Below are 21,524 nucleotides of genomic sequence, written 5' to 3' on the forward strand. Positions count from 1 at the left end.
AACACAGGATATAGATAAGTACAGGAGCCCGAATATTACTTCGGGCTCCTTTTTTTAGATTGTAATGGGTAAGATGTGATCGGCAGTCGTTTGCTTCGAAACGGTTGCTTTGACAGCAGATTTCTCACTCCACTGCGCTACGTTCGAAATGAACAAAAAGGGAGCGTCGAAATGAACAAGAAAGGAGAGTCGAGGACAAGAAAGGCAGAATCGAAATGACATAAAAATTAACCCATGGCCTGTATCAGACCATGGATTGTAGAAGAGACTATTCTTCAGGGCTATTATTATCGTCCTATGATCCTCATAGGGCCACCACCGTTGGGCCTGGCAGCACCGAGGCCCATTTTGCTAAGGCTATAGGTGAAGCTGAGCAGGAAATATTGTTTAAGGGTAGTGATGCGACTGTCCTCAATATAATTCTGGTTGCTGCTGCGGCTGATATTCACGTTCTCATTGAGTAGGTCAAAAGCCGACAACTTCAGCTCGCCGCGGTTGTAACGCAGGAATTGTTTGCTGACAGAAGCATTCCACAAGGGTACCCGCAGGTTGAATCCATCTGCCAGCCTGTTGTTGACGGTATAGGTGAACTCTGTATTGAAATAAAAGCTTTTGGGCAGTTGCCAGTTTATATCAGCCCCATAGCTCTGCGAAAAGTAGGCGGTATTAAGACTTTCCTGCAGGGAATATTTGCTCTTATTGTGGTTAATTCCCGCATTGAGGGAAACATCGAACTTGCTGGTAGGGCTCATATCAAGCCTTACGGAAGGGCCGAGGGTAAGGGTGTTGATCGTATTGCCTACACCGTTGATAAACTGTTTGCCTTTATCATAACCTACATTGGAAGAGAGATTAATGGTTCCCCACAGAAAACGCACAGGCAATCCCAGGCTTAAAGAACCATTCACATTGTACACGCCATCTACATTCACGGGGCGGGTACGCTTGACACCCTGCGCATCGATGTTGTCATAATTCACGATCTTATTATTGGTTTGCCGTACGTTGAAAAAGGCAAAAAAGTTTTTATTCTTAAAGGGGTTTACAGACATAAAGTTGAAAGTGGCCATATGGGTATACTCCTGCTTCAGATCAGGATTGCCCTCCCGGATGTTGAGTGGATTGCTGATATCTGGTACGGGTGACAGCTGCGACATGCCGGGCTGGTTGGTAACAGCGGTATAATTGATCTGCAAATTCTTGAATTTGGTGAAATTATACTGGAAGCGCGCGTTGGGCAGTATGTTGTAAAAGGTTTGATTGATGAGGCTATCCTTGGTGCCGGCAATGATATTGCCTTCCAGCTCTGCCTTTTGCCAATTGGCTCCCACTGCAAAATTCCATTTCTTGAACTGGCTGCGCCACCGGATACCGGCATTGGTATAGGCATAAGTATTTTCATAATGGTTGGAAAGGGCCTGATTGACAGCATCATATTTACCACTGGCCTTGTTATAGTCCCAGGTCGTTTTTTCGGAAGTGCTTTTGCTGAGGCTATTGCTTACACTCAGCTCCAGTAAGGTATTCTTTATAATCGGCTCGGTATATACTGCCCGCACATTGTAGCTGCTGAGGTCGCTGGAGTTGCTGCTGTGCTGGTTAATGGAATCGGTTCTGAGGGGACTGCCATCGGGGTTAAAGAATTTATTGACGGACAATTGTTTTCCATCGCCGTCGCTGGCGTTGAGGTTGGTTTGCAGGCTCAGTGAAAAGGTACGGCCCCGGGTACGGAATCGCTTGCGGAACAGGATATCGTTGCGGAAATTATAGCCGTCGCTACTGGACTGGCTGTTGTTGAAACCCTGGTTGGTAAGGATATTGTTTTTCCCGATGGTAGCATAATCGCTCACGGTACTGTTGTCGGTAGACTGATATCCCAGGGAAGGAGATATTTTAATAGAGTGGAAGGAATCCAGTTTTATATCAGCACTGAGGTTCAACTTATGACTGTTATTGATATTATCACTCAGGCTGTTTGAGTTCCGGAGCAGTGTTGACCCATCGGGCAGAAAGTATTCCTGCTGGGTTTGTTTCTCTATTTTGGGGTTGTACCGGTTATAAAAGTAATTGCTGGTGAAATCGGTTTTGGTACCAATAATGTTGTTGTAGTTGATGCCCCCGCCCCAGATGGTGCGAATGCTGTTGTTGTTGTTTGCGCCCGTAAAGCTGGCAAGGGAGGCATCATTGCTGGAAATGGTAAACGTACTGCCGCCGCCGCGTCCTCCATTGAGGCCACCGGAAAAGCTGAGCATATCCATAAAGGAGAATCCTTCTGCATTGGTATTGTTGCCCATGCCGATGACAGACAACTGGCGGGCGCCTTTGAATGAGTTGAGGTTGAAACGTCCTTCGTACCGGTCGGCTGTACCGCCGCCTACTGAGGCTTTGCCAAACAGGCCTTTCTTTTTGTCTTTTTTCAGTTTGAGGTTGATGGTCTTTTCGCTGTTGCCATCGTCAAAACCTGTAAGCTGGGCCTGGTCACTGGTCTTGTCGTATACCTGCACTTTATCTACCGCATCGGAAGGCAGGTTTTTGGTGGCCAGTTTGGGATCGGTTCCAAAAAACTCCTTGCCATCTACCAGTACGCGTTTTACTTCCTGGCCCTGTGCTTTTACTGTACCGTCTTTTGCCACTTCAATGCCTGGCATCTTCTTCAGCAGTTGCTCTACATTGGCATTTGGGGGTGTTTTGAAGGAGCCTGCATTGTATTGGACGGTATCGCCGATGAGGGTTACGGGCGGGGCTTCGGCGGTTACCACTACTTCATTGAGCATTTGGGCAGCATCGTGCATGATGACATTGCCCAGGTCCTTATTCTTATTGGCATCATCGATGGTAAAGCTTTTACTGCTGCCATGGTAATTGACATGGGTGATCAATAACCGGTAATCGCCATTACCCAATCCGCTTATTTCAAAGCGGCCTTTGCTGTCGGTCATGGTGAACGTCACCAGCGAAGAATCCTTTTTCTGCAGGACGGTAATGGTAGCAGAGGCTACGGGTTGTTTGGCCACGCTATCATACAACAGCCCTTTGAGGGAACCATTCTTCTGCGCCAGGGTAGCCAGGGAACAAAGGCTGGTGATGATAAGCAGGTAGATCTTTTTCATACCGGTTGTATTTTCGGAGTTTATTAGACTACGAAAATATTAGTACTGGGTATGAAAGCAGGTTAACCAGCCTTGCTTTAATGTTAATGAAGGTTAATAAATACAAGTCGGAAAGTCGGTGAGTCCGAAAGTTCCTAAGCAAAACTTCTGTCTTCCATCTTTCAGACTTACGGACTAGTTTATAGCTACATCGAACTGTCGTTCCTGGTCATATACGGTGAGTATGATCTTCCATTCGGTAGTATACTGCAAGGTAAGTTCTACTTTCAGGTGTTGCACTGCTTCGGGTGCAGACAGCAGTTCGAAGCGGACGGTAGTAGGCTTTTTTTCTCCGGCAGGGGCTTCATATTTACCGTTGAGGATAAATGGCTTTTCGCCTTCTATTTTGATGATGGTATTGCTGATCTGGCTGTACAGATCATGGAAGCTGGCTTTGGCCTGTTCAAATTCCAGGGAGCGGGCCAGCTCACAACTCCAGCTATAGCGGTCTTTGGGCGTGGCGGTATATTGGGTGATGATGCAATTCACGGCCCCGGCAATTTCTACGCGGGACTTATAATCCACGGCGCGGGTATGCTCGGATAGTCTGTCGCCTTTGATATTCTTAAAACGGTTGGGATAATCTTCAATGACTTTTTGGAGGGCTGCGGTAGTTTTGGTGCTGAATACGCCCTGCGCCTGGAGGGAGGCGCTGCAGGCAGCTAACCACAAGAGCAGGTATATCTTCTTCATAGAGCGGATTTATGCCCGAAAAATAGGCAATTGGTCTGGCACTTGGAATAGGAAATCTACTTTTTAGTCACCTGCACAATAAAAGAATAAAAGGAGCGTTGATGGTGGGTTAAACCTAAACTTTTGTCCCTAAATCCACTATTCATGCAAAAGAACACGATGTATTACGACACTCACCGGGCTAAGATCTGTAAGGATATGTACCGCCCTTCCTCCAATATTTTCCGGTTTTTCGGGAGCCTCCTGGCTGTTTTGATGGTCGGAAAATCGCCTATCGGCACCCCCCTCACCAAATACCGTTTACACCAACGCTAACAGGCAGAATTACCTAACTTTAGGGTAACTAAACTTTTTCAGCACTTACCTCTGAAACCACAATCAGTATGTGCTGTGCCCCCTGTGTACAACGGGGGGCTATTTTTTTGTACGAAGCTCCTTTAGGTTCCCGGTAAGGCAGCTCACAGATCTCACGGATTTGCACAGACAATAACCACTTCGTGGTTATTGTCTTCGACAAGCTTTAGCCGCCTTCGCCAGGCTCAGGCTGACAGTCAACAAGCTGGCAATAGTAAATAACAAAGCCTCCTTACGGAGGCCAGTTACGCTTTGTGAAGGGCTGGATTGAACTCGTTTAACCGCCACGCTGTCCGCCCATACGGAACTGACGGGGCATACCACCCGGACCGCCTTCTCCACGTCCTTGTTGGTTGGGAGCACCGGCACGGTTCAGGTTATAAGTAAAGGTCAACATGAAATAACGTTTCAGTACCAATGAGCGGGTATCTGTTATATTCAACCCGTTGACGGTACGTGTAATGCTCTGGTTCTGGTTGAGCAGGTCATTCACAGAAAACTTGATCTCGCCGTTCTTCTTTTTAAACAACTGCAAGGCCAGGCTGGTATTCCATAAAGGAACGCTCTGGTTAAATCCTTCACCACGACCAGTATTAATAATATAATTAAAGTCGGAAGAATACACGATCGATTTCAGGAATGTATAGCTGAGGTCCATCCCATAGTTCTGGGTATAATACTTTTGTTTGGGTGTGCCGCTCAGGTTGCCTGAATAGCTTACGTTGTTATAGGTGACACTGCCATTAAGGCCCACATTGAGCCCTTTGTAATCAATGTTGATGCTGGCAGTTTGTGTAATATTAAATGTATTGGTGAAATAGGTGCTGCCGGATTGAATACCTGCGGTGCGGTTGTAAGCAGCATTGTTGTTAAAGTTGAGGTTACTTCCTTTGAGCTTACCTTTTAAAGGAAGACCCAATGTAATGAAGGAGGAGGCGCTGAAAGAACCATTGAGGTTCACGGGTACAATGTATTGCGCGCCGGGTGTATTGTTGTATTTCTTAAACTTTTCAGGAACGGTATCCACATTGTTCACGATCTTATTGCTGGTATTATTAAAGTTGAGGTTGGCAGAAAAGAGCTTGAACGTGGAAATATTAAACGAGCTATAGTTGATGTTGACAAAGTTGTTGTACTCCTGTTTCAGGAATGGATTACCATTGGAAACAGAGAACTGGTTGGAGAAGTCGGGTGCATCCTGCAATTGGGTAATGCTGGGCTGATTGGTCCTACCCATATAAGAGATCCGGAGATTCTTGGTACGGGTAAAGGTGAAATTCAACCGGGCAATGGGCTGGAAGTTAACAAAGCTTTGTTGCACGGTAGTATCCTTGGCAGTGAGCGGCCTTACGGTACGGTTGGTAAGGTCGGAATATTCTACAGCACCACCTACCTGGAAATTATACTTGGCAGTTTGTATCCTGAAGTTGGCTCCTGCGCGGTGTTTGATATTGTCATTCTCGAAATAGTTCGATTGGGCCAGGTTCTTGATGGTATAATTTTTAACGGAGCTGTCATAATTGTAAGCTACCCTATCGGAAGTATTGTGTGTATTGGTATAGGCATAGTTCAATTCAATGATCTTATTATGCCCGATGGGTTCTGTATACGATGTGCTTACTACAGTAGAGGAAGATTTTGTGGTGGAGTTGCTGATAAAATCCTGGGTAGAGTCCTGGATCAGGGCTCCTCCAAAATCATAAGAACGGATGGGCGAATAGGTCTTCCCATCGGTCTCACTGTTATTAATGCTGTTGTTGAGGCCCAAAGTAAACGTTCTGCCGGGCTTATGGAATTTCCTGCGATAGAGCAGGTTGTTATTAATATTATATCCTTCGCGGTCGCTGTAATTGTTGGTCAGGATGGTATTGGCCATGTAATTGCCACCAAACTTGGGTGAATAACGGTGAATGGTATCTACCTGGTAGTTTTGTGTTTGTGAACGTTGTATGGTAGCAGTGGGTGTATACAGGATAGAGTTCATGGAATCAATGGCTGCCTCAATACGCAGGCTGAACCGGTGATTCTGGTTCTTTGTATCGGTAGCAACTATTTCATTTTGTATGGCAGAAGAGTCTTTGGCAAAACGGTTGAGGTCACTGGTTTGCTGAATGGCTTGTTCTGCGTGGTTGTTGGTATTAGAATAAAAATAACTTCCGGTTACATCTACTTTGGACGACCACTTATCGGTGTAGTTGATACCACCTGAGAATGTTTTTGTAATACCGCCGCTGGCGCCGTTGCTCAATAAACCGAAACCCATGCCACCACCACGGCCACCGCCACCAAATCCTCCGCCGCCACCGCCGAAGCCTCCAAATCCACCACCTCCGAAGCCGCCGCCACCGCCACGGTTACCGCCACCACCGCCGCCGGATATATCATTGAAGCTGAAACTTTGTTTGTTAACGTTATTGAACTGCCCGAGTATAGAGATACGACGATCGCCATTGAAGCGGCTGAAGTTGAAGCTGCCATCATACCGGAAATCGTTGGGGTCTTCGCTGTATCCACCACCTACTACGGCCCTTCCAAAATATCCTTTGCGTTTGTCCTTTTTCAACCTGATGTTGATGGTCTTGGAGCGGCTTCCATCATCAATACGGGTAAACTTGGCCTGATCGCTCATATCATCAAAGACCTGTATAGACTCGATCATATCGGCGGTAATATTTTTGGTAGCCAGCTTAGGATCACTACCAAAAAACTCTTTTCCATCTACATATACTTTTTGTACATCTTCGCCCTGGGCTTTTACATTTCCGTCTTTATCTACCTGCATGCCCGGCACCTTCTTCAATACATCTTCCGCGGTAGAATTGGGCTTGGTCTTAAAAGCACTGGCTTTGAACTCTACGGTATCTTTCTTAACGGATATGGGCGGTGCTTCCACGATCACTTCATCCAATAAGGTGGTCTTTTTATCCATGTATAAGGTAGCCAGGTCTATTGTGGGCTGATCGGCCCTGATGGTAATCTTTTTGGAAAAAGGCTGGTAACCCTGGTAGGAAACCATCAGCCGGAATGTGCCGGTATCGAGGTTTTTGATCTCAAACTCGCCTTTGGCATTGGAAATAGTATAAGCTACTACGGAGGAGTCCTGAATATGTAATATAGAAACGGTGGCTTCGGATAGTACTTCTTTATAAGTAGAATCAGTGAGCTTGCCTTTCACACTTCCCTTTTGTGCGAGGGCGGCAGATCCCAATCCGGTCAGTAAAATCAAGAGGGTCAATATCTTGCTCATGCAGGTTGTATAAGTAAAAGTTCGAAATATAAAAGTTAGACGCTACAGCTTTGTTAAACTTGTGTGGATAAGTAGTCATAAATTAAAAAGTACCTGGCCGATTTTAATCTACGACCGACAGGGCACTCCAATGGATCGGCGAATGGGAGGAATTTATTTTCTACCTAAATGGTTGGGTATGTTTGTCAAATATCAAACAGGGGGCTGAAAAAGGATAGTGTTGGGAGGAGTAAATCGAGGTCTTGAGGGTGAGCCACCCTTGAAGGGTGACCCTCCCTCAAGAGGGCTTCGACAGGCTCAGGCTGACATAACATACAAAATAAAGAATATTCATCAGCTGAACAGGTATTCCACATCCTCCCTGGTCAGGCTCTTCACGAAGCCTTCATCATCGGTAATGAGGTCCTTGGCCAGTAAACGCTTCCTGTCCTGGAGCTGTAGTATTTTATCTTCTATGGTATCCTTACAGATCATACGATAAGCAAAGATGTTCTTCGTTTGGCCAATCCGGTGCGTACGGTCGATAGCCTGTTGCTCCACTGCGGGGTTCCACCAGGGGTCAACAATGTACACATAGTCGGCAGCTGTCAGGTTCAAACCTACACCACCGGCTTTGAGGGAGATGAGGAACACGCGGCAATTCTTGTCATTCTGGAATCGCTGGATGGCTTTTTCCCGGTCAACGGCGGATGTACTGCCATCAAAATATTCATAATCCACGTCGAGCTCTTTCAGCTTTTCCCTGATCAGCGCCAGCATGCCCAGGAACTGGGAAAATACCAGTGCTTTGTGATCGCTGATATTTTCTGTGATCTCCCGGCCCAGTTCTTCCAGCTTGATGGAATGGTTGGGAAACTTTTCTGTTTCATTCAGGATAGCGGGAGAGTCGCAGATCTGGCGCAGCTTCATGAGGCCCTGCAAGATGGTAAGCTGGGAACGTTGTATACCCTGCTGTTCAATGGTGCCCAGGATCTTATCCCTGAAATCATTGCGGTAGGCATCATATATATTACGTTGCTCATCGTCCATTTCGCAATAGAGGATGGTCTCGGTCTTATCGGGCAGGTCCTTCGCCACCTGTTCTTTGGTACGGCGCAGGATGAAGGGAAACAACAGTTTACGCAAATGGTCTTTGCGGTCGGGTTCTCCAAACTTATCAATCGGTATGGCAAACTCCTGGCGGAAGAACTCAATGCTGCCCAGCATACCGGGGTTGAGGAAGTTCATCTGCGCAAAAATGTCGAAAGTATTGTTCTGCAGGGGCGTACCACTGAGGCAGATACGATGCTTTGAATTGAGCAGGCAGGCTGCACGGGTTACCTTACTGGAAGGGTTTTTAATGGCCTGCGATTCATCCAATATCACATAGTCAAAGGGAATATCTACCAGCAGCTTGATATCACTGCGCAGGGTACCATAGGTGGTGATCATTACTTCGGACTGGGCAAACTGCTCTTTATTGCGGGTACGCTCACCTCCATGGTGAATATAATAGGAGAGCTCGGGTGTAAACTTCCTGATCTCATTTTCCCAGTTAAACATCAGGGTGGTAGGGCAAACGACCAGGGCTCTCAATTTTCCATGATGCTTGCGGTAATAGTGCATGTACGACAGGGCCTGCACGGTTTTACCCAAACCCATGTCATCGGCCAGGATACCACCCCAACCGATTTCGGCCAGGTAATTGAGCCAGTGAAAACCGTGCTCCTGGTAGGGCCGCAGAATATGGGACAGGTGTTCCGGAACAGGTATTTCCCTGATCTTATTGAAACTCTTTAACTGATCGTATTTCTCTTCCAGCTTCAGTACCAGTTCTTCTTCACTGCGGCCATCATACAATTCATCGATCACACTCATGTGGTATTTGGAAAGGCGCAACTGATTTTGCTTGCCCTCCCCTACCCTGAACAGTAAGGAGTATTTCTTGATCCACTCCTCGGGCAGGATACCCAATGTGCCATCATTCAGTTGTACAAACTGCTGACGGTTGGCCAGGGCTTTTTTTACATCGGCTACTGTTACCTTCTGCTCGCCAAACAGGATATCCACCCTTGCATCAAACCAATCGGTATTGCTGCTGATGTGGATCTTGGTTTGGGGTTTGGCGGTATTGAAACGGAAGTTCTTCAATGCTTCGAATCCAAATACGGGCACTTTCATGTCCTTCATGGCATCCACAAACAGGAAGAACCAGTTATTCTTCAGTACATCATTTCCTTTGAGCGCCAGCTGCTGGCCGCCTTCGGGCCGGATAAAGTTGGAATGGAGGGCTTCGAGCTTTTGGATGAATGCCTGCTCTTTCTCCTTATCGCGGTGCACGATCAATACCTTGTCGCCATCGGGAATGATCAGTTCATCTTTACCTCCGGGTTTTGTTTCAAAACCCTTGTAAGAGAAGATGGGCTGGAAAACCAGGTAATCGCCTTTCTCCTGTAATATGATGCGTTTTTCGGGATCGCCTTCTTTGATCTCACTCACCAGGGCCGGGTCAAACTCTACATGGTACTCTTTGGTAAGGGGTAATACCAGCTGCCGCAATTGTTCGGCCCATTGTGATTTTGGGATGGTGAGCTTCCCCTTGCCGTGGAAGCGCGTCACCAGGTTTACTTCTTCTGCGGTATTCCAAAGGAAGAGGTTGTCCTGGTAAAAGAAGAGCAGGCTGCTGTTCAGCGCATTTTCCGTTACGGGTACATGCTGGCCATTCAGTTTTACCCAGCACTCCACTTCATATTGATTTTTATTGGCCACTACTTTAAAGTAAGGGCTGATATGATCGGTGACCACCCCTACGGTGTGCAGGTTCTCTGTTTTGAAAGGCTTTTTACCGTTGAGGTAAAAGACAAAGGGGCTGGCAGCAATATCGGAGAACATCTTCTTGAGCTTGGGATGCAGGTATTCTACCATAAGGGCTTTCGTCTCTTCGGGCAGGTCATCTTCCTCAGCATGAATGATGTTTTCCCAGATACCGCTGAAAGGCGAGTTGCGGTTGAGGTACTTGGTAATTTCTCCTTCCTGCATTTTCCGCAGGGGGGCGATCAGGTGTTTGTCGTTATCATTGTAGACATCTATGTTAATGAATTTCGACAGGTCCAGCTTTTCTACTTTTCCCACATAAGCTGTTACCTCTTCATTTGACTCGCCGGTAATGGCGTCGAGGGAAAAGCCAGGGTATCCTTTCTGGTTAAAATTAAATACGACACCCAGGCGTTGTGCGGGGTTTTCGACCTTTTCTGTGGTCGTTTCAGGCCCTGTGGCGCCCTCTTGCGGCAGTTCTGCTTCTGCTACGGGCAAAGGCCTGGCGGTAGGCCGGGAAGAGGCGGAGGGGGTAATACGTTTGATGCTGGTATCGAGTACTCGCAGGAAGGGCTTGCCTTCTTTGTAGGTAAATTCAAATTTACTTTCGAGGTTATCGCTCAGGCTGTAGCCATAGGCTTCCAGGAGCTTGTTCTTTTCTTTATCCCAGTTGCGGATGGTATCAAAATAGAAGGGGCCATAGCTATTCAGCAATTGGAGGAATACAATGACCTTGGGCAAACCCAGGGGATGGAGGCGGTCTTCGTATTCACAGCTGGTATCGAAGTTGCGCTCTTCATTTTTGCGGATCACCACCTTCCAGTCTTTGCCTTCAATATTGACGGTAGCTTTTACCACTTCGTCTTTAGCATATTCAATATCAGCCCTTTGCGTGCGCAGGTATACTTCTGCGGCACTGTAGCTCTCCGGAGAGCACAGGAGGCGAAGGGTTTTGAGGTCGATAATCTTCATCTTCACCACGGTATGCTTCTGATCATAATCAGCCGCCTCGGCCTTAAGCATGTTCTTATCCAGCATTTCCTGCAACTGGATGAGGGCAGCGGCCTCATGGCGACAGATATCACCCAGGTTGTAGGGGCAGGCACAACGTACGGATAAGGTGCGTGGATCCTTGAATTTCTGTATGTTAACTTTGTAGTAAGTAGAATAGCTATCGTCTTTCACCCGGAACACAACAGAGTCTGTGAGTTCATCATAATCCACCAATTCCACATACCCGATAGCATGTATTTTTTTACCGCGACGGATTACTTCATCTGTTCCATTCGTATAGACGTACTTTATGAGATGGGGTAGTGCCATGCTTTGCGTTATAATTTACGGTTTTGCCACCCTCCGTTGAGGAAAGGGCAATCTGCAAAAGTAAAGGAAAAAAAGTGAGCTTATAAAGCACAAAATCAATTATTAATACCAAAATCATGTTTTTAATTAGGGACTTTCTTTTTACAGCCCTTTTTGGCTGCCAATCAACAGGATAGCCATTGTTATGAGTTTGTGAAACCGGGAAATTCTTTATAAAATTCCCCTAACATTTATTGGTATGGCCTTTGTCAGCTATACCTTTGTCATCGCTCATTCCCGTGATAAAAATGCTAAATATGACGAAGACCCGAACCTTGCGTTTGTTTCTTGCCTTTTTCCTGTTCGCTTCTCCCTTATTTGCCCAAAAGTTAAAAAAAGCCGATAAAGCTGCCATTGCCAGTCTGCAGGCACATATCAGCTATCTGGCCGATGACAAACTGGAAGGCCGCCGGGCCGGCACCAACGGAGAAAAGCTGGCAGGAGAATACATTAGCAGCCAATTTCAGCTGGCCGGGCTGCAACCCAAAGGGGATAACAATGGCTGGTTGCAGGCATTTGAGATCAATGACGGCAAACAGCTCAACAACACGACCTTTTTCTTTATCAATAACCACGAACTGAAGGTAAACGACGAATTTTTTCCGCTGGCCGGCAGCCCCAATGGCAGCCTGGAAGAAGCTGTATCGATTGCGCTTCCCGAACGGGGCGTGCCCTGGTTTTTTGACCTGAAAGAATTGCTGGAAGAAAACAAAGACAATCCGCATTTCGACCTTCTGCAGGCCATCCGCACCAAAGCCGCAAAAGTGGCCGACAAAGGAGCCAATGCGCTGATCATTTACAACAGTTCATCGATCACGGACGGATTGAAATTTGACGGAAAAGACCGTCCGGAACCTTCCCGCATCCCCATTGTGTATATAAAAGACAAGGTGAAGAAAGACCTGCTGAAAGATGAATCAGCCACGTACGATGTGAAGATCAGGATTGCCATTGCGGATAAAAAACGTACCGGCCACAATGTGGTGGGTTATATCGACAACGGAGCGGGTACCACGGTGGTGCTCGGCGCGCATTATGATCACCTGGGATATGGGGAAGATAACAATTCTATGCTGCGCACAGGCGAAAAGCTCATCCACAACGGCGCTGATGACAATGCAAGCGGCACTGCCGCGCTGATTGAACTGGCCAAACTATTGAAAGCTTCCAAGGTAAAGAACAATAACTATTTACTGATCGCATTTTCGGCAGAAGAACTGGGCCTCAATGGGTCCAAATATTTTACAGAACACCCTACGGTAGACCTGCAACAAGTGACGTACATGATCAATATGGACATGGTGGGCCGGTTAAATGATTCCAGCAAAACGGTAACGGTGGGTGGTTATGGCACTTCTCCGTTCTGGGGGGAAGCATTGACGAAACTGAACAACAAAAAACAGCCGCTTACGCTCAAGTTCGACAGCAGTGGTACGGGGCCCAGTGATCATACTTCTTTTTACCGCAAAGACATTCCGGTACTGTTCTTCTTTACGGGACTGCATGCGGATTATCATCGGCCTTCGGATGATTTCGACAAGATCAATTATAACGGTGAGTGGCAGATCATTAAGCTGATCGAAGGAATTGTGCAGTCGGCCGCCAGCAAAGGTAAACTGGCGTTTACCAAAACGCGGGAAGCACAAACCAGTACTTCCACGCGCTTCAGTGTAACCATGGGTATAATGCCCGATTACACGTTTAACGGCGCCGGCGTGCGGGTAGATGGGGTGAGTGATAACCGGCCGGCCAGTAAAGCTGGTATCAAAACCGGCGATGTGATCGTACAATTGGGTGATTTCTCTACTACTTCCATGGAAGGATATATGCAGGCGTTATCTAAATTTAAAAAGGGGGATAAGGCTAAGGTAAAGTACAAACGGGGTGAAGAGACGAAAGAAACGGAAGTTGAGTTTTAGTAAAGCTATTCACCATGAAGCTCAAGCTGGACTTTGACGAAATGGCGGATGATTTTTTCGACAATACCCGCCTCATGGGTATTGTGGCGCCGGTAAAGAACTACCAGTTCTGCTGGCAGCTCAACCAATTGCTGCGCCTTGACTTCCGCATCAACAATGATATTGAGATCCAATTATTTAAGAAACAGCGGAATTATTACTTTTCGATCTTTGAATACCGCGAACCCAATAGCTCGCTGGTACACTATTTATACAATAACCAGTTCGACGGAGAATACCTATTACCGGAATTCCGGCACCTCGATTTCTTATGGCTGCTAAAAGGTGACCTGGTGGCCGACGATTTCCTTCAAAACCTCTTAACGGCCATTAAAAGCATCAATAGCGTGCAATTGGTAACGGAGCTTACCAATGAGAAGATCAGGAATAAAGGGCATTTGATCTTTTAGGTGTTAGCTGTTAGGTATTAGTTTTAGCGGTTAGTGATCAGGTATTAGCCGTTTGCATACAGGTAACAATAAACTATTTAATATGTGGAAAGAAGAGAACAACAAGCTGTACCGGAAATTCCAGTTCAAGGACTTTTCGGAAGCCTTTGGTTTTATGACGCGGGTAGCCATAGCAGCTGAAAAAATGGACCACCATCCGCTGTGGACCAACGTATACAATACTGTTGAGATATGGCTTTCTACGCACGATGCCGGGGATGTAGTGACGGATAAAGATCGGAAACTATCAAAGAAGATCGATGCACTGACAGCATCTCAAGCCTGACACCTCCTTGTTAGCCCTGGCAACCAACAGGGCCGGTCACAAATCTTAGCCTTTTATTAAGTTCTGAATGAGTATCTTGGTTTGCCCAAAAAAACCTGATACCATGAACCTGCTGCAAAAAATACTCTACAGCAGTACGCTGCTGCTTACCGGTCTCTCTCTGCACGCCCAATCTGTAGAAGAACAGTTGGTAAAACCTGTCATACGTTGTGAAGACGTAAGGCTGAATGCCTTGCAGGCTATCCCCCATTTATACCGCCAGGCGCCTATTGACTCTGTTATCAGGGCTATCTCCTTCTGGGAAGGGACCTGCGGACTTTCGGAAGAGATCCAACGGATCAAGATCCTGGTAGCCATCCGCAACCGCCATTTCTCAGAGCTCTTATATGATAGCTCGATCATTATTATGATCGACCAGTTTAAGCAGATCAAGGACCTGCAGCCAGGCGATCTGTTCTATGGGTATAGATACCGTCGGGATTCTGTAGAACTTAGCCGGGTGGTGGGGTACAATGCCTTTACGAAGGAACTGGCCCGCACATTATTGCCGGAGACAGATACGGCCAGCCTGGAAAATTACTTTTGCCGGCTATATGCTGATACAGGTAATACAGCTGCGGTTCTCGACAAACCTGGTTTTGCCAACACTTCGCTCAGAAATTACTATCGCCGGTACGGGGAACGTGTACAGCGGATCCCGAGGGGGCATTTAGCGCTCACTTCCGGCCTGTGGATACCCACAGGCGCAGCTACTGTACTGGGCAATCACCCCTATATAGGCCTGGAACTGGGCACCCGCGGCCAGAGAGACCGCTTCGCCCTACTATTATATTTCAAATTCGTCAACTCAAAGCAGCCTTACCTGATAAAGCGCAATGATCAGCTATATGAAACAAAAGACTTTTTTGGCGGTTTTATCGGGCTGGATTACGGCAGAAAAATGTTTGGGAACGAAACGCATCTGTTTGAGCTGATCGGCGGAGGGGGGCTTGATGGCTTTGATGTATACCATACTTCGGATGAGGACAAACGCGACCAGATGAAACCCATGTCTATCCTCACCTACAATTTCAATGGCGGCGTTCAATACAGTTTGTTCTATACTAAACGGAAGGAGGCTTTCCTGGGCATTCAGGCCAGGTATAATGTCACCAATTACCGCAACAAAGGAGGTACGAACCTGCAAGGTAATCCCATTACTATCGGCCTGGTATGGGGAGCGGCTTCCGCAAGGAGATATGGTCCTTACCGCGGCTATCAATATTAATTACCGGGCAGGCATCTCGTTGTTGGCTACATATAACAAGCTATCAATATGAGCAGGAGGCCAATAATGATAGCAATACCGTATGCCATCCATAAACGTCTTCTTTTTCGCCTGTACGTGATCTTAGCCATAATCAAAGAAAAGGATTGCCTTTCCGACAAACTATCGCATAATCATGTGGTTTTGTGCGTTCTTAAAAACAAGTTAAAGGCCAGCCCCTTCACGGGGATTGTTGTAACTTGAAAAGATCAGCATACACACTATGAAATATCTACTATATACCTGCCTCGCTATTCTATTGATCGCTGTATCGTGTAAAGACGACCCCAAAAAGGAACCACAGGCTCCTGAAGGGCCTCAGGAGGACTCTGTAACTGAGATCCTCGACACTTTATTATCGGCTGAAACGGTCCAGTCTTTCAGCACTACGGGTTTCTCCGATTATGCCAAAAAGAAAGTTACGGGGTTCGACTGGAACAAATTCCGGATGACAAGCTCCTGGCAGGATGATTCGATGCTGGTAAGCCCATTCCAGCCGGAAAAGGATTTTTATAAGTATTATGGCCCTTTCCTGAAATACTCTCCTGACAGTTCGCAGTTCATTGATCTGGACAGCTACAATATTGATATCAAGAAGGATGACAAAGGCCGTTTCATTGGCAATGAAATAGGGCCCGATTATGAAGTAAGCCTGGTGGATGTGAAAGCTGGCACCAAAACAAGACTTGTATTCATGGGGCCTGGCGGCTCTATAGAAGATGCGCTTTGGCTCGACAACCAAACCCTGGTGCTGATGGGTGTACTGGAAAATGAGAAAGGTGCCAGGATGCCTACGCTTTGGCGGTTCCATCTGCCCACCAAGACTTTCTACCTCTATGAAATTCCGGATACTACGCTTGCTGATCCGCTGATGGGTTATTGGAGAACAGAAAGATTGAAGAAGGTCATCATACAATAAGAAGGCAGCAGGTGAGCCGCCTTTCAAAAGGCGACCCACCTACTGCCGGTAAAATATACATTGAAAAGGCCCCGCTTATCAGCAGGGCCTTTTTTATTATTTCTTATGATTACCATTATGATTATGGTTGCCATTTTTTGGAGCAGGATGGTGTTGATTACCAGGCCTTCTTTGGTCTGTTCATCCGTTCATGCTTGCCAAAAACTCCTGGTTGTCCTTCGTACCACGCATACGGCGCAACAGCTCATGCATGGCTTCTTCTGTGTTCATATCAGTGAGGTATACACGGAGCAGGTTCATACGCTGCAGTACTTCTTTTTCGAGCAGCAGGTCATCACGGCGTGTAGAAGAAGCCACCAGATCAATGGCAGGGAAAATTCTTCTATTGGCCAGGCGACGATCCAGTTGTAACTCCATGTTGCCGGTACCTTTGAACTCTTCAAAGATCACCTCATCCATTTTGGAACCGGTATCGATCAAGGCAGTTGCCAATATAGTTAATGAGCCGCCATTTTCGATCTTACGGGCAGCACCAAAGAACTGTTTAGGTTTTTGCATAGCATTGGCTTCCACACCACCAGACAGTACTTTACCGGAAGCAGGCGCTACGGTATTGTGTGCACGGGCAAGGCGGGTAATGGAGTCCAGCAGGATCACTACATCGTGACCGCATTCTACCAGGCGCTTGGCTTTTTGCAAAGCAATGGTAGATACTTTCACGTGTTTTTCAGCAGGCTCATCAAAAGTAGAAGCAATTACTTCTGCTTTTACGCTGCGTTCCATATCGGTAACTTCCTCAGGGCGCTCATCGACCAGCACTACCATGAGATAACATTCCGGGTGGTTGGCGGCAATAGCATTGGCTACTTCCTTGAGCAATACAGTTTTACCTGTTTTAGGTTGTGCCACGATCAATCCACGCTGTCCTTTACCGATGGGTGTAAACAGGTCCATGATACGTGTGCTATATGCATTGGGCGCAGTGAAAATATTCAGCTTTTCGTAAGGGAACAAGGGCGTGAGGTAATCGAATGGAACCCTGTCGCGCACATCTTCCGGTGCTTTACCGTTGATGGTTTCAACCTTCAGCAAGGCAAAGTATTTCTCCCCTTCCTTGGGAGGACGAACAGCACCGTATACGGTATCGCCAGTTTTTAACCCAAACAGTTTGATCTGGGAAGGAGATACATAAATATCATCGGGAGAAGAAAGGTAGTTGTAATCTGAAGAGCGAAGGAAACCATAGCCATCGGGCATCATTTCCAATACGCCTTCTGCAAGGATAACACCGTCAAACTCAATGTTGAAGGCTGTTTCACGATGACGGGGGTATGATTTGTGTTGTTGATCCTGGTTACCGCCATTGCCATTGGATTGATGATCATCCTGTGCGCCTTCATCTTCCTGGTTCATCACATTGCCGGATTGCTGTTGCTGCGGCTGTCTGTCGTGTTGATCATCATCATCGTCATCATCATCTTCCTGTGGTGCAGGTGGCAGGTCTAAAACCTGCTGTTCATCTTCTGTTTTCTTACGGGCTCCCTTCTTGGCTATCACTACTTTTTCTGCTGCTTTCTTCTTGGGGGCTTCCTTCTTGGTTTCTTTTTTATTTTTCTCTTCGCCAGTGCTCATAACGTCTGCTTCTTCTGTAGCATTGGCGGTGGTAGTTTTAATGATTCGTTTGCGCTTGCCTTTATCATCTGTTGCGGCGCCTTTCTCATCGCTGGCCAGGACGGCCTGTTTGTCGAGGATTTTGTAGATGAGACCCTGCTTGTCGAGCTTCTTGGAATTGGGAATTTTAAGCTGCTCCGCTATATCAAGCAGTTCGGGAACGAGCATGTCGTTCAGTTGGAGAATATCATACATAACAAAACTTGAAAGTTTAACACTTGATCAGAAGACCAATCTTTGTGTGTGTGTTGAAAAAAAATCTTTTGAAATGAGTTTATATTGAGTTGGAATGCACAAAAACTGATGAGTTAGCAGAGATCGGGTATGACTTATCAGTCCTATTCCGGCACAATAATACGTCAAATTTGTAAAAAGCAAAAATTTTTGGCCCGTGGGATAAGGGTTTCCTGTTATAAACGGTAAAAATAACGTAACTACGATCGATTACTCAATGCCTTGATAGCACAGATGTTATATAGTAAAAACCCGGCATACCTGCGTATTTGATGAACAAGTTATAACCGATGGTTAATCATTATTAACGATAATTATGTACTACCAGCTTTCCATCTTCGTAAAATGGCAGCACATTGGCGCCATCTGGTGTTAAACAATAACGAATGTCTTTCTCTAGCCCAAAGCCAGTCAGACGATGATAGTGTGATGCATTCTTTTCTGCCATGAAGCCATACAAGTCCTTTTGGGCATCTATGTACATCGTTTCTGCTATCTGTGATGAATCACAATTGATGGAGAAATGTTCTTTTATCCGGTTGATCACTGCACCGGCAAACAGTGTGTCTTCAATGTTTACACGGTCTTTCCATGCTGCGCATCCCAACACTACGGGCATTTTCTGATCAACGAGGTAATCACATACCGCCGATAAATTGGGGAAGGAACCCGTTACGATCTGTCCCGCACCTCTTTCGAGTGCCATGTGTAACAATTTCGTGCCATTGGTAGTGGTCAGTACCAGGGTTTTTGAACGAATGAACGCTTCCGGGTATTCAAAAGGGGAATTACCATATTCCAGGCCTTCGGCAATTTGTCCATCGCGCTCGCCAGCAGTGATGGAATCAATTCTTTTGCCCAACTCTATACACCTGGCCACACTGTCTACCGGTATCACACATTTGGCACCGTTATACAAGGCGGTAGCAATGGTAGAGGTAGCTCTTAGTACGTCAATGATCACTACAACAGCGTTGTTGAGGTCATACAGGTGTAATAATGCAGGAGATAAGGAAGTGTACAGCGTCGGTTTGTTGTTGCTCATGCCGGGAAAAACGATTTTAAAATTGGCTGCAATGTTAAGGAGCAGATACCAGCTAAAAAAACAAAATGTGTGGGAAGATGTTCGCTAAAGGGGGAGAAAAGAGGTTAATTATATGCTAAACCACCTGTTTATCGCTGCAATACGAATTTCCACTTATCGCTTTCTGCATATTCCTGGATCACCCGGTTGCGTTGATCCAGCAGCTGTTCCATGTATTTCCGGAGATAAATGGTGTTGAACATCTTGCCGATGGCGCCATAAGGTGTTTCAAAAGTAAAGATATCAATGGCCAGTGTACCGTTGTCAATCTGTTTAAAATGGTGCTCATGTTTCATGCTCCTGAAAGACCCTTCCACCATTTCATCTGTAAAGGAAAAAGGCTGTTGCATGGCTGTCACCTTCACTTTCATGATCCGGGTCTTGTACAGGTGTTTGGCTGTCCAGGTCACGGTCTCATTCAATCCGATCAATCCCATGGTAGTGCCTGCCACGGCTTTTTCGCCGGTATGCGCCATGGCTTTTTTGTGCAGCTCAATGCTTCGGCTAAGGTCGAATACCCTTTCTACGGGGGCAGCTATAAAGTTGGTGAGGTGGATAGTGGGCATGGGGTGCGTTGGTTTGCTGTGAGGAGTATAGTCAACAGCAAGAAATAAGCCAGCTTTGAAGAAAGCTGCGAGCTGCGAGCCGTTTGCTTCGCCACAAATGGCCCGGGAGCAGTACCCTAAAAATGCCACGAGCTGCAAGCAAAGGCGCTCAGACAAACGCCCAGGGCTCGCAGCTCGTGGCTAGTAGCTCGAAGCTTGTTTTCTATACAAACGGGAACTTTACCACTTTGGCTTGCAATAACTTATCCCGCACTTTAATGTAGATCACAGTATCCAGTTGTGCAAAAGCTGTTTCCACATAACCAATGCCCACGGCCTTACCCAGGCTGGGGGCCTGTGTGCCGGAAGTTACTTTACCGATAGCCTTGCCTTCTGCATCGGCAATCACATAATCATGGCGGGGAATACCCTTATCGATCATTTCAAAACCTACCAGCTTACGGGTTACACCGGCTTTCTTCTGCTGTTCCAGGATGTCTTTGGCAGTAAACTCCTTGGTAAACCTGGTGATCCAACCCAGCCCTGCTTCCAGCGGAGAGGTAGTATCATCAATATCATTGCCATATAAGCAAAAGCCCATTTCCAGGCGAAGGGTATCACGCGCACCCAGGCCAATAGGCTTCAGTCCCTGCGGGCCTCCTGCAGCGAAAATGGCATCCCATACTTTATCCGCAGCACCGTCCTTGTCCTCAAAATAGATCTCTATGCCACCCGCCCCGGTATACCCGGTAGCGCTCACCACCACATTGTCTACACCGGCAAATCTGCCTTTGGCGAAGGTGTAATATTTCAGGTTGAGAATATCTATATCAGTAAGCGGCTGCAGCATTTTAGTGGCATTGGGACCTTGTATGGCCAACAGACAGGTTTTGTCGCTCACATTGTGCATTTCCACGTTTTCGGTATTGAACTGGCTGATCCAGTTCCAGTCCTTTTCAATATTGGAAGCATTGACTACCAACATGTACACTTTGTTTTCCTCGATGCAATACACCAGCAGATCATCCACAATGCCGCCTTCCTTGTTGGGCAAACAGCTGTACTGTGCCTTACCCGCGGTAAGCTTGGAAGCATCGTTGGAGGTAACCCGCTGAATCAGGTCAAGCGCCTTTTCTCCTTTCAGAATAAATTCACCCATATGGCTTACGTCGAATATACCGGCATTGGTACGTACTGCCGCATGTTCATCGTTAATACCAGTATAAGAAATGGGCATGTTGTAACCGGCAAACTCCGCCATTTTAGCGCCGAGGGCAATGTGTTTTTGCGTGAAAGGAGTATTCTTCATTTGGTGATTTTGTGCCGCAAAAATAAAGGTTGCCACCAAGGTCGCCAACAAAAAGAGGATCGGCATATAAAAATGATTAATAATACGCAGCTACTGTTCCCGGGAGGGTCGGAATACGTATTTTCTACACTTTCAAACAACCAGCCGGCGGGAGCTCCCGGCATC

The 21,524-nt window shown here is 46.7% G+C and carries 14 protein-coding genes; 6 read left to right on the forward strand and 8 right to left on the reverse strand.

Annotation, left to right across the window (positions count from 1 at the left end):
* Positions 1-287: 287 nt before the first annotated feature.
* Entirely contained in the window at positions 288-3,110 is a 2,823-nt protein-coding gene (locus D3H65_RS22565) for an outer membrane beta-barrel protein (RefSeq protein WP_119052488.1), read from the reverse strand.
* A gap of 174 nt (positions 3,111-3,284) precedes the next feature.
* Positions 3,285-3,842 carry a hypothetical protein gene (locus D3H65_RS22570; RefSeq protein ID WP_119052489.1) on the reverse strand — a complete coding sequence of 186 codons (558 nt, stop codon included), beginning with the start codon at positions 3,840-3,842 and terminating at the stop codon, positions 3,285-3,287.
* A 144-nt stretch (positions 3,843-3,986) separates the two neighbouring features.
* On the opposite strand from D3H65_RS22570, the gene D3H65_RS33000 reads away from it, so the two are divergent.
* Complete coding sequence (locus D3H65_RS33000) at positions 3,987-4,157, forward strand: hypothetical protein (RefSeq protein WP_162915773.1); 171 nt, start codon at positions 3,987-3,989, stop codon at positions 4,155-4,157.
* A 316-nt stretch (positions 4,158-4,473) separates the two neighbouring features.
* Here D3H65_RS33000 and D3H65_RS22575 read toward each other — a convergent pair whose 3' ends face one another.
* Both D3H65_RS22575 and D3H65_RS22580 read right to left on the reverse strand, forming a co-directional pair.
* On the reverse strand, positions 4,474-7,443 hold the full coding sequence (locus tag D3H65_RS22575) for a TonB-dependent receptor (protein ID WP_119052490.1): 2,970 nt from the start codon (positions 7,441-7,443) through the stop codon (positions 4,474-4,476).
* Positions 7,444-7,776: 333 nt separating this feature from the next.
* Positions 7,777-11,559, reverse strand: coding sequence for a DEAD/DEAH box helicase (locus D3H65_RS22580; protein WP_119052491.1), 3,783 nt, complete (start codon positions 11,557-11,559; stop codon positions 7,777-7,779).
* Between the two features lie 296 nt (positions 11,560-11,855).
* On the opposite strand from D3H65_RS22580, the gene D3H65_RS22585 reads away from it, so the two are divergent.
* The 5 genes from D3H65_RS22585 to D3H65_RS22610 all read left to right on the forward strand — a co-directional run bounded on the left by D3H65_RS22585 (position 11,856) and on the right by D3H65_RS22610 (position 16,516).
* Positions 11,856-13,517, forward strand: a complete 1,662-nt coding sequence (locus tag D3H65_RS22585; protein WP_119052492.1) for a M20/M25/M40 family metallo-hydrolase — start codon at positions 11,856-11,858, stop codon at positions 13,515-13,517.
* A gap of 14 nt (positions 13,518-13,531) precedes the next feature.
* Positions 13,532-13,966 carry an IPExxxVDY family protein gene (locus D3H65_RS22590; protein WP_119052493.1) on the forward strand — a complete coding sequence of 145 codons (435 nt, stop codon included), beginning with the start codon at positions 13,532-13,534 and terminating at the stop codon, positions 13,964-13,966.
* An 82-nt stretch (positions 13,967-14,048) separates the two neighbouring features.
* Entirely contained in the window at positions 14,049-14,291 is a 243-nt protein-coding gene (locus D3H65_RS22595) for a 4a-hydroxytetrahydrobiopterin dehydratase (RefSeq protein WP_119052494.1), read from the forward strand.
* Between the two features lie 103 nt (positions 14,292-14,394).
* Positions 14,395-15,558: a hypothetical protein gene (locus D3H65_RS22600; protein WP_119052495.1), complete on the forward strand. Its 1,164-nt coding sequence runs from the start codon at positions 14,395-14,397 to the stop codon at positions 15,556-15,558.
* Between the two features lie 262 nt (positions 15,559-15,820).
* Positions 15,821-16,516, forward strand: coding sequence for a hypothetical protein (locus tag D3H65_RS22610; protein WP_162915774.1), 696 nt, complete (start codon positions 15,821-15,823; stop codon positions 16,514-16,516).
* Between the two features lie 180 nt (positions 16,517-16,696).
* On the opposite strand, the gene rho is transcribed toward D3H65_RS22610, so the two are convergent.
* The 4 genes from rho to gcvT all read right to left on the reverse strand — a co-directional run bounded on the left by rho (position 16,697) and on the right by gcvT (position 21,359).
* Positions 16,697-18,382 (reverse strand): transcription termination factor Rho, encoded by a 1,686-nt coding sequence (rho, locus tag D3H65_RS22615; protein WP_119052498.1) that lies wholly within the window; start codon positions 18,380-18,382, stop codon positions 16,697-16,699.
* A 343-nt stretch (positions 18,383-18,725) separates the two neighbouring features.
* The gene (locus D3H65_RS22620; protein ID WP_119052499.1) at positions 18,726-19,466 is read right to left on the reverse strand and encodes a 2-phosphosulfolactate phosphatase; all 741 of its coding nucleotides are present in this window, start codon (positions 19,464-19,466) and stop codon (positions 18,726-18,728) included.
* Positions 19,467-19,594: 128 nt separating this feature from the next.
* A complete protein-coding gene (locus D3H65_RS22625; protein WP_119052500.1) occupies positions 19,595-20,071 on the reverse strand; it encodes an SRPBCC family protein in 477 nt (158 codons plus the stop codon).
* 202 nt (positions 20,072-20,273) lie between these two features.
* The gene (gene gcvT / locus D3H65_RS22630) at positions 20,274-21,359 is read right to left on the reverse strand and encodes a glycine cleavage system aminomethyltransferase GcvT (protein ID WP_119054610.1); all 1,086 of its coding nucleotides are present in this window, start codon (positions 21,357-21,359) and stop codon (positions 20,274-20,276) included.
* Positions 21,360-21,524: the final 165 nt, after the last annotated feature.

Source organism: Paraflavitalea soli (assembly GCF_003555545.1).
Lineage (GTDB): Bacteria > Bacteroidota > Bacteroidia > Chitinophagales > Chitinophagaceae > Paraflavitalea > Paraflavitalea soli.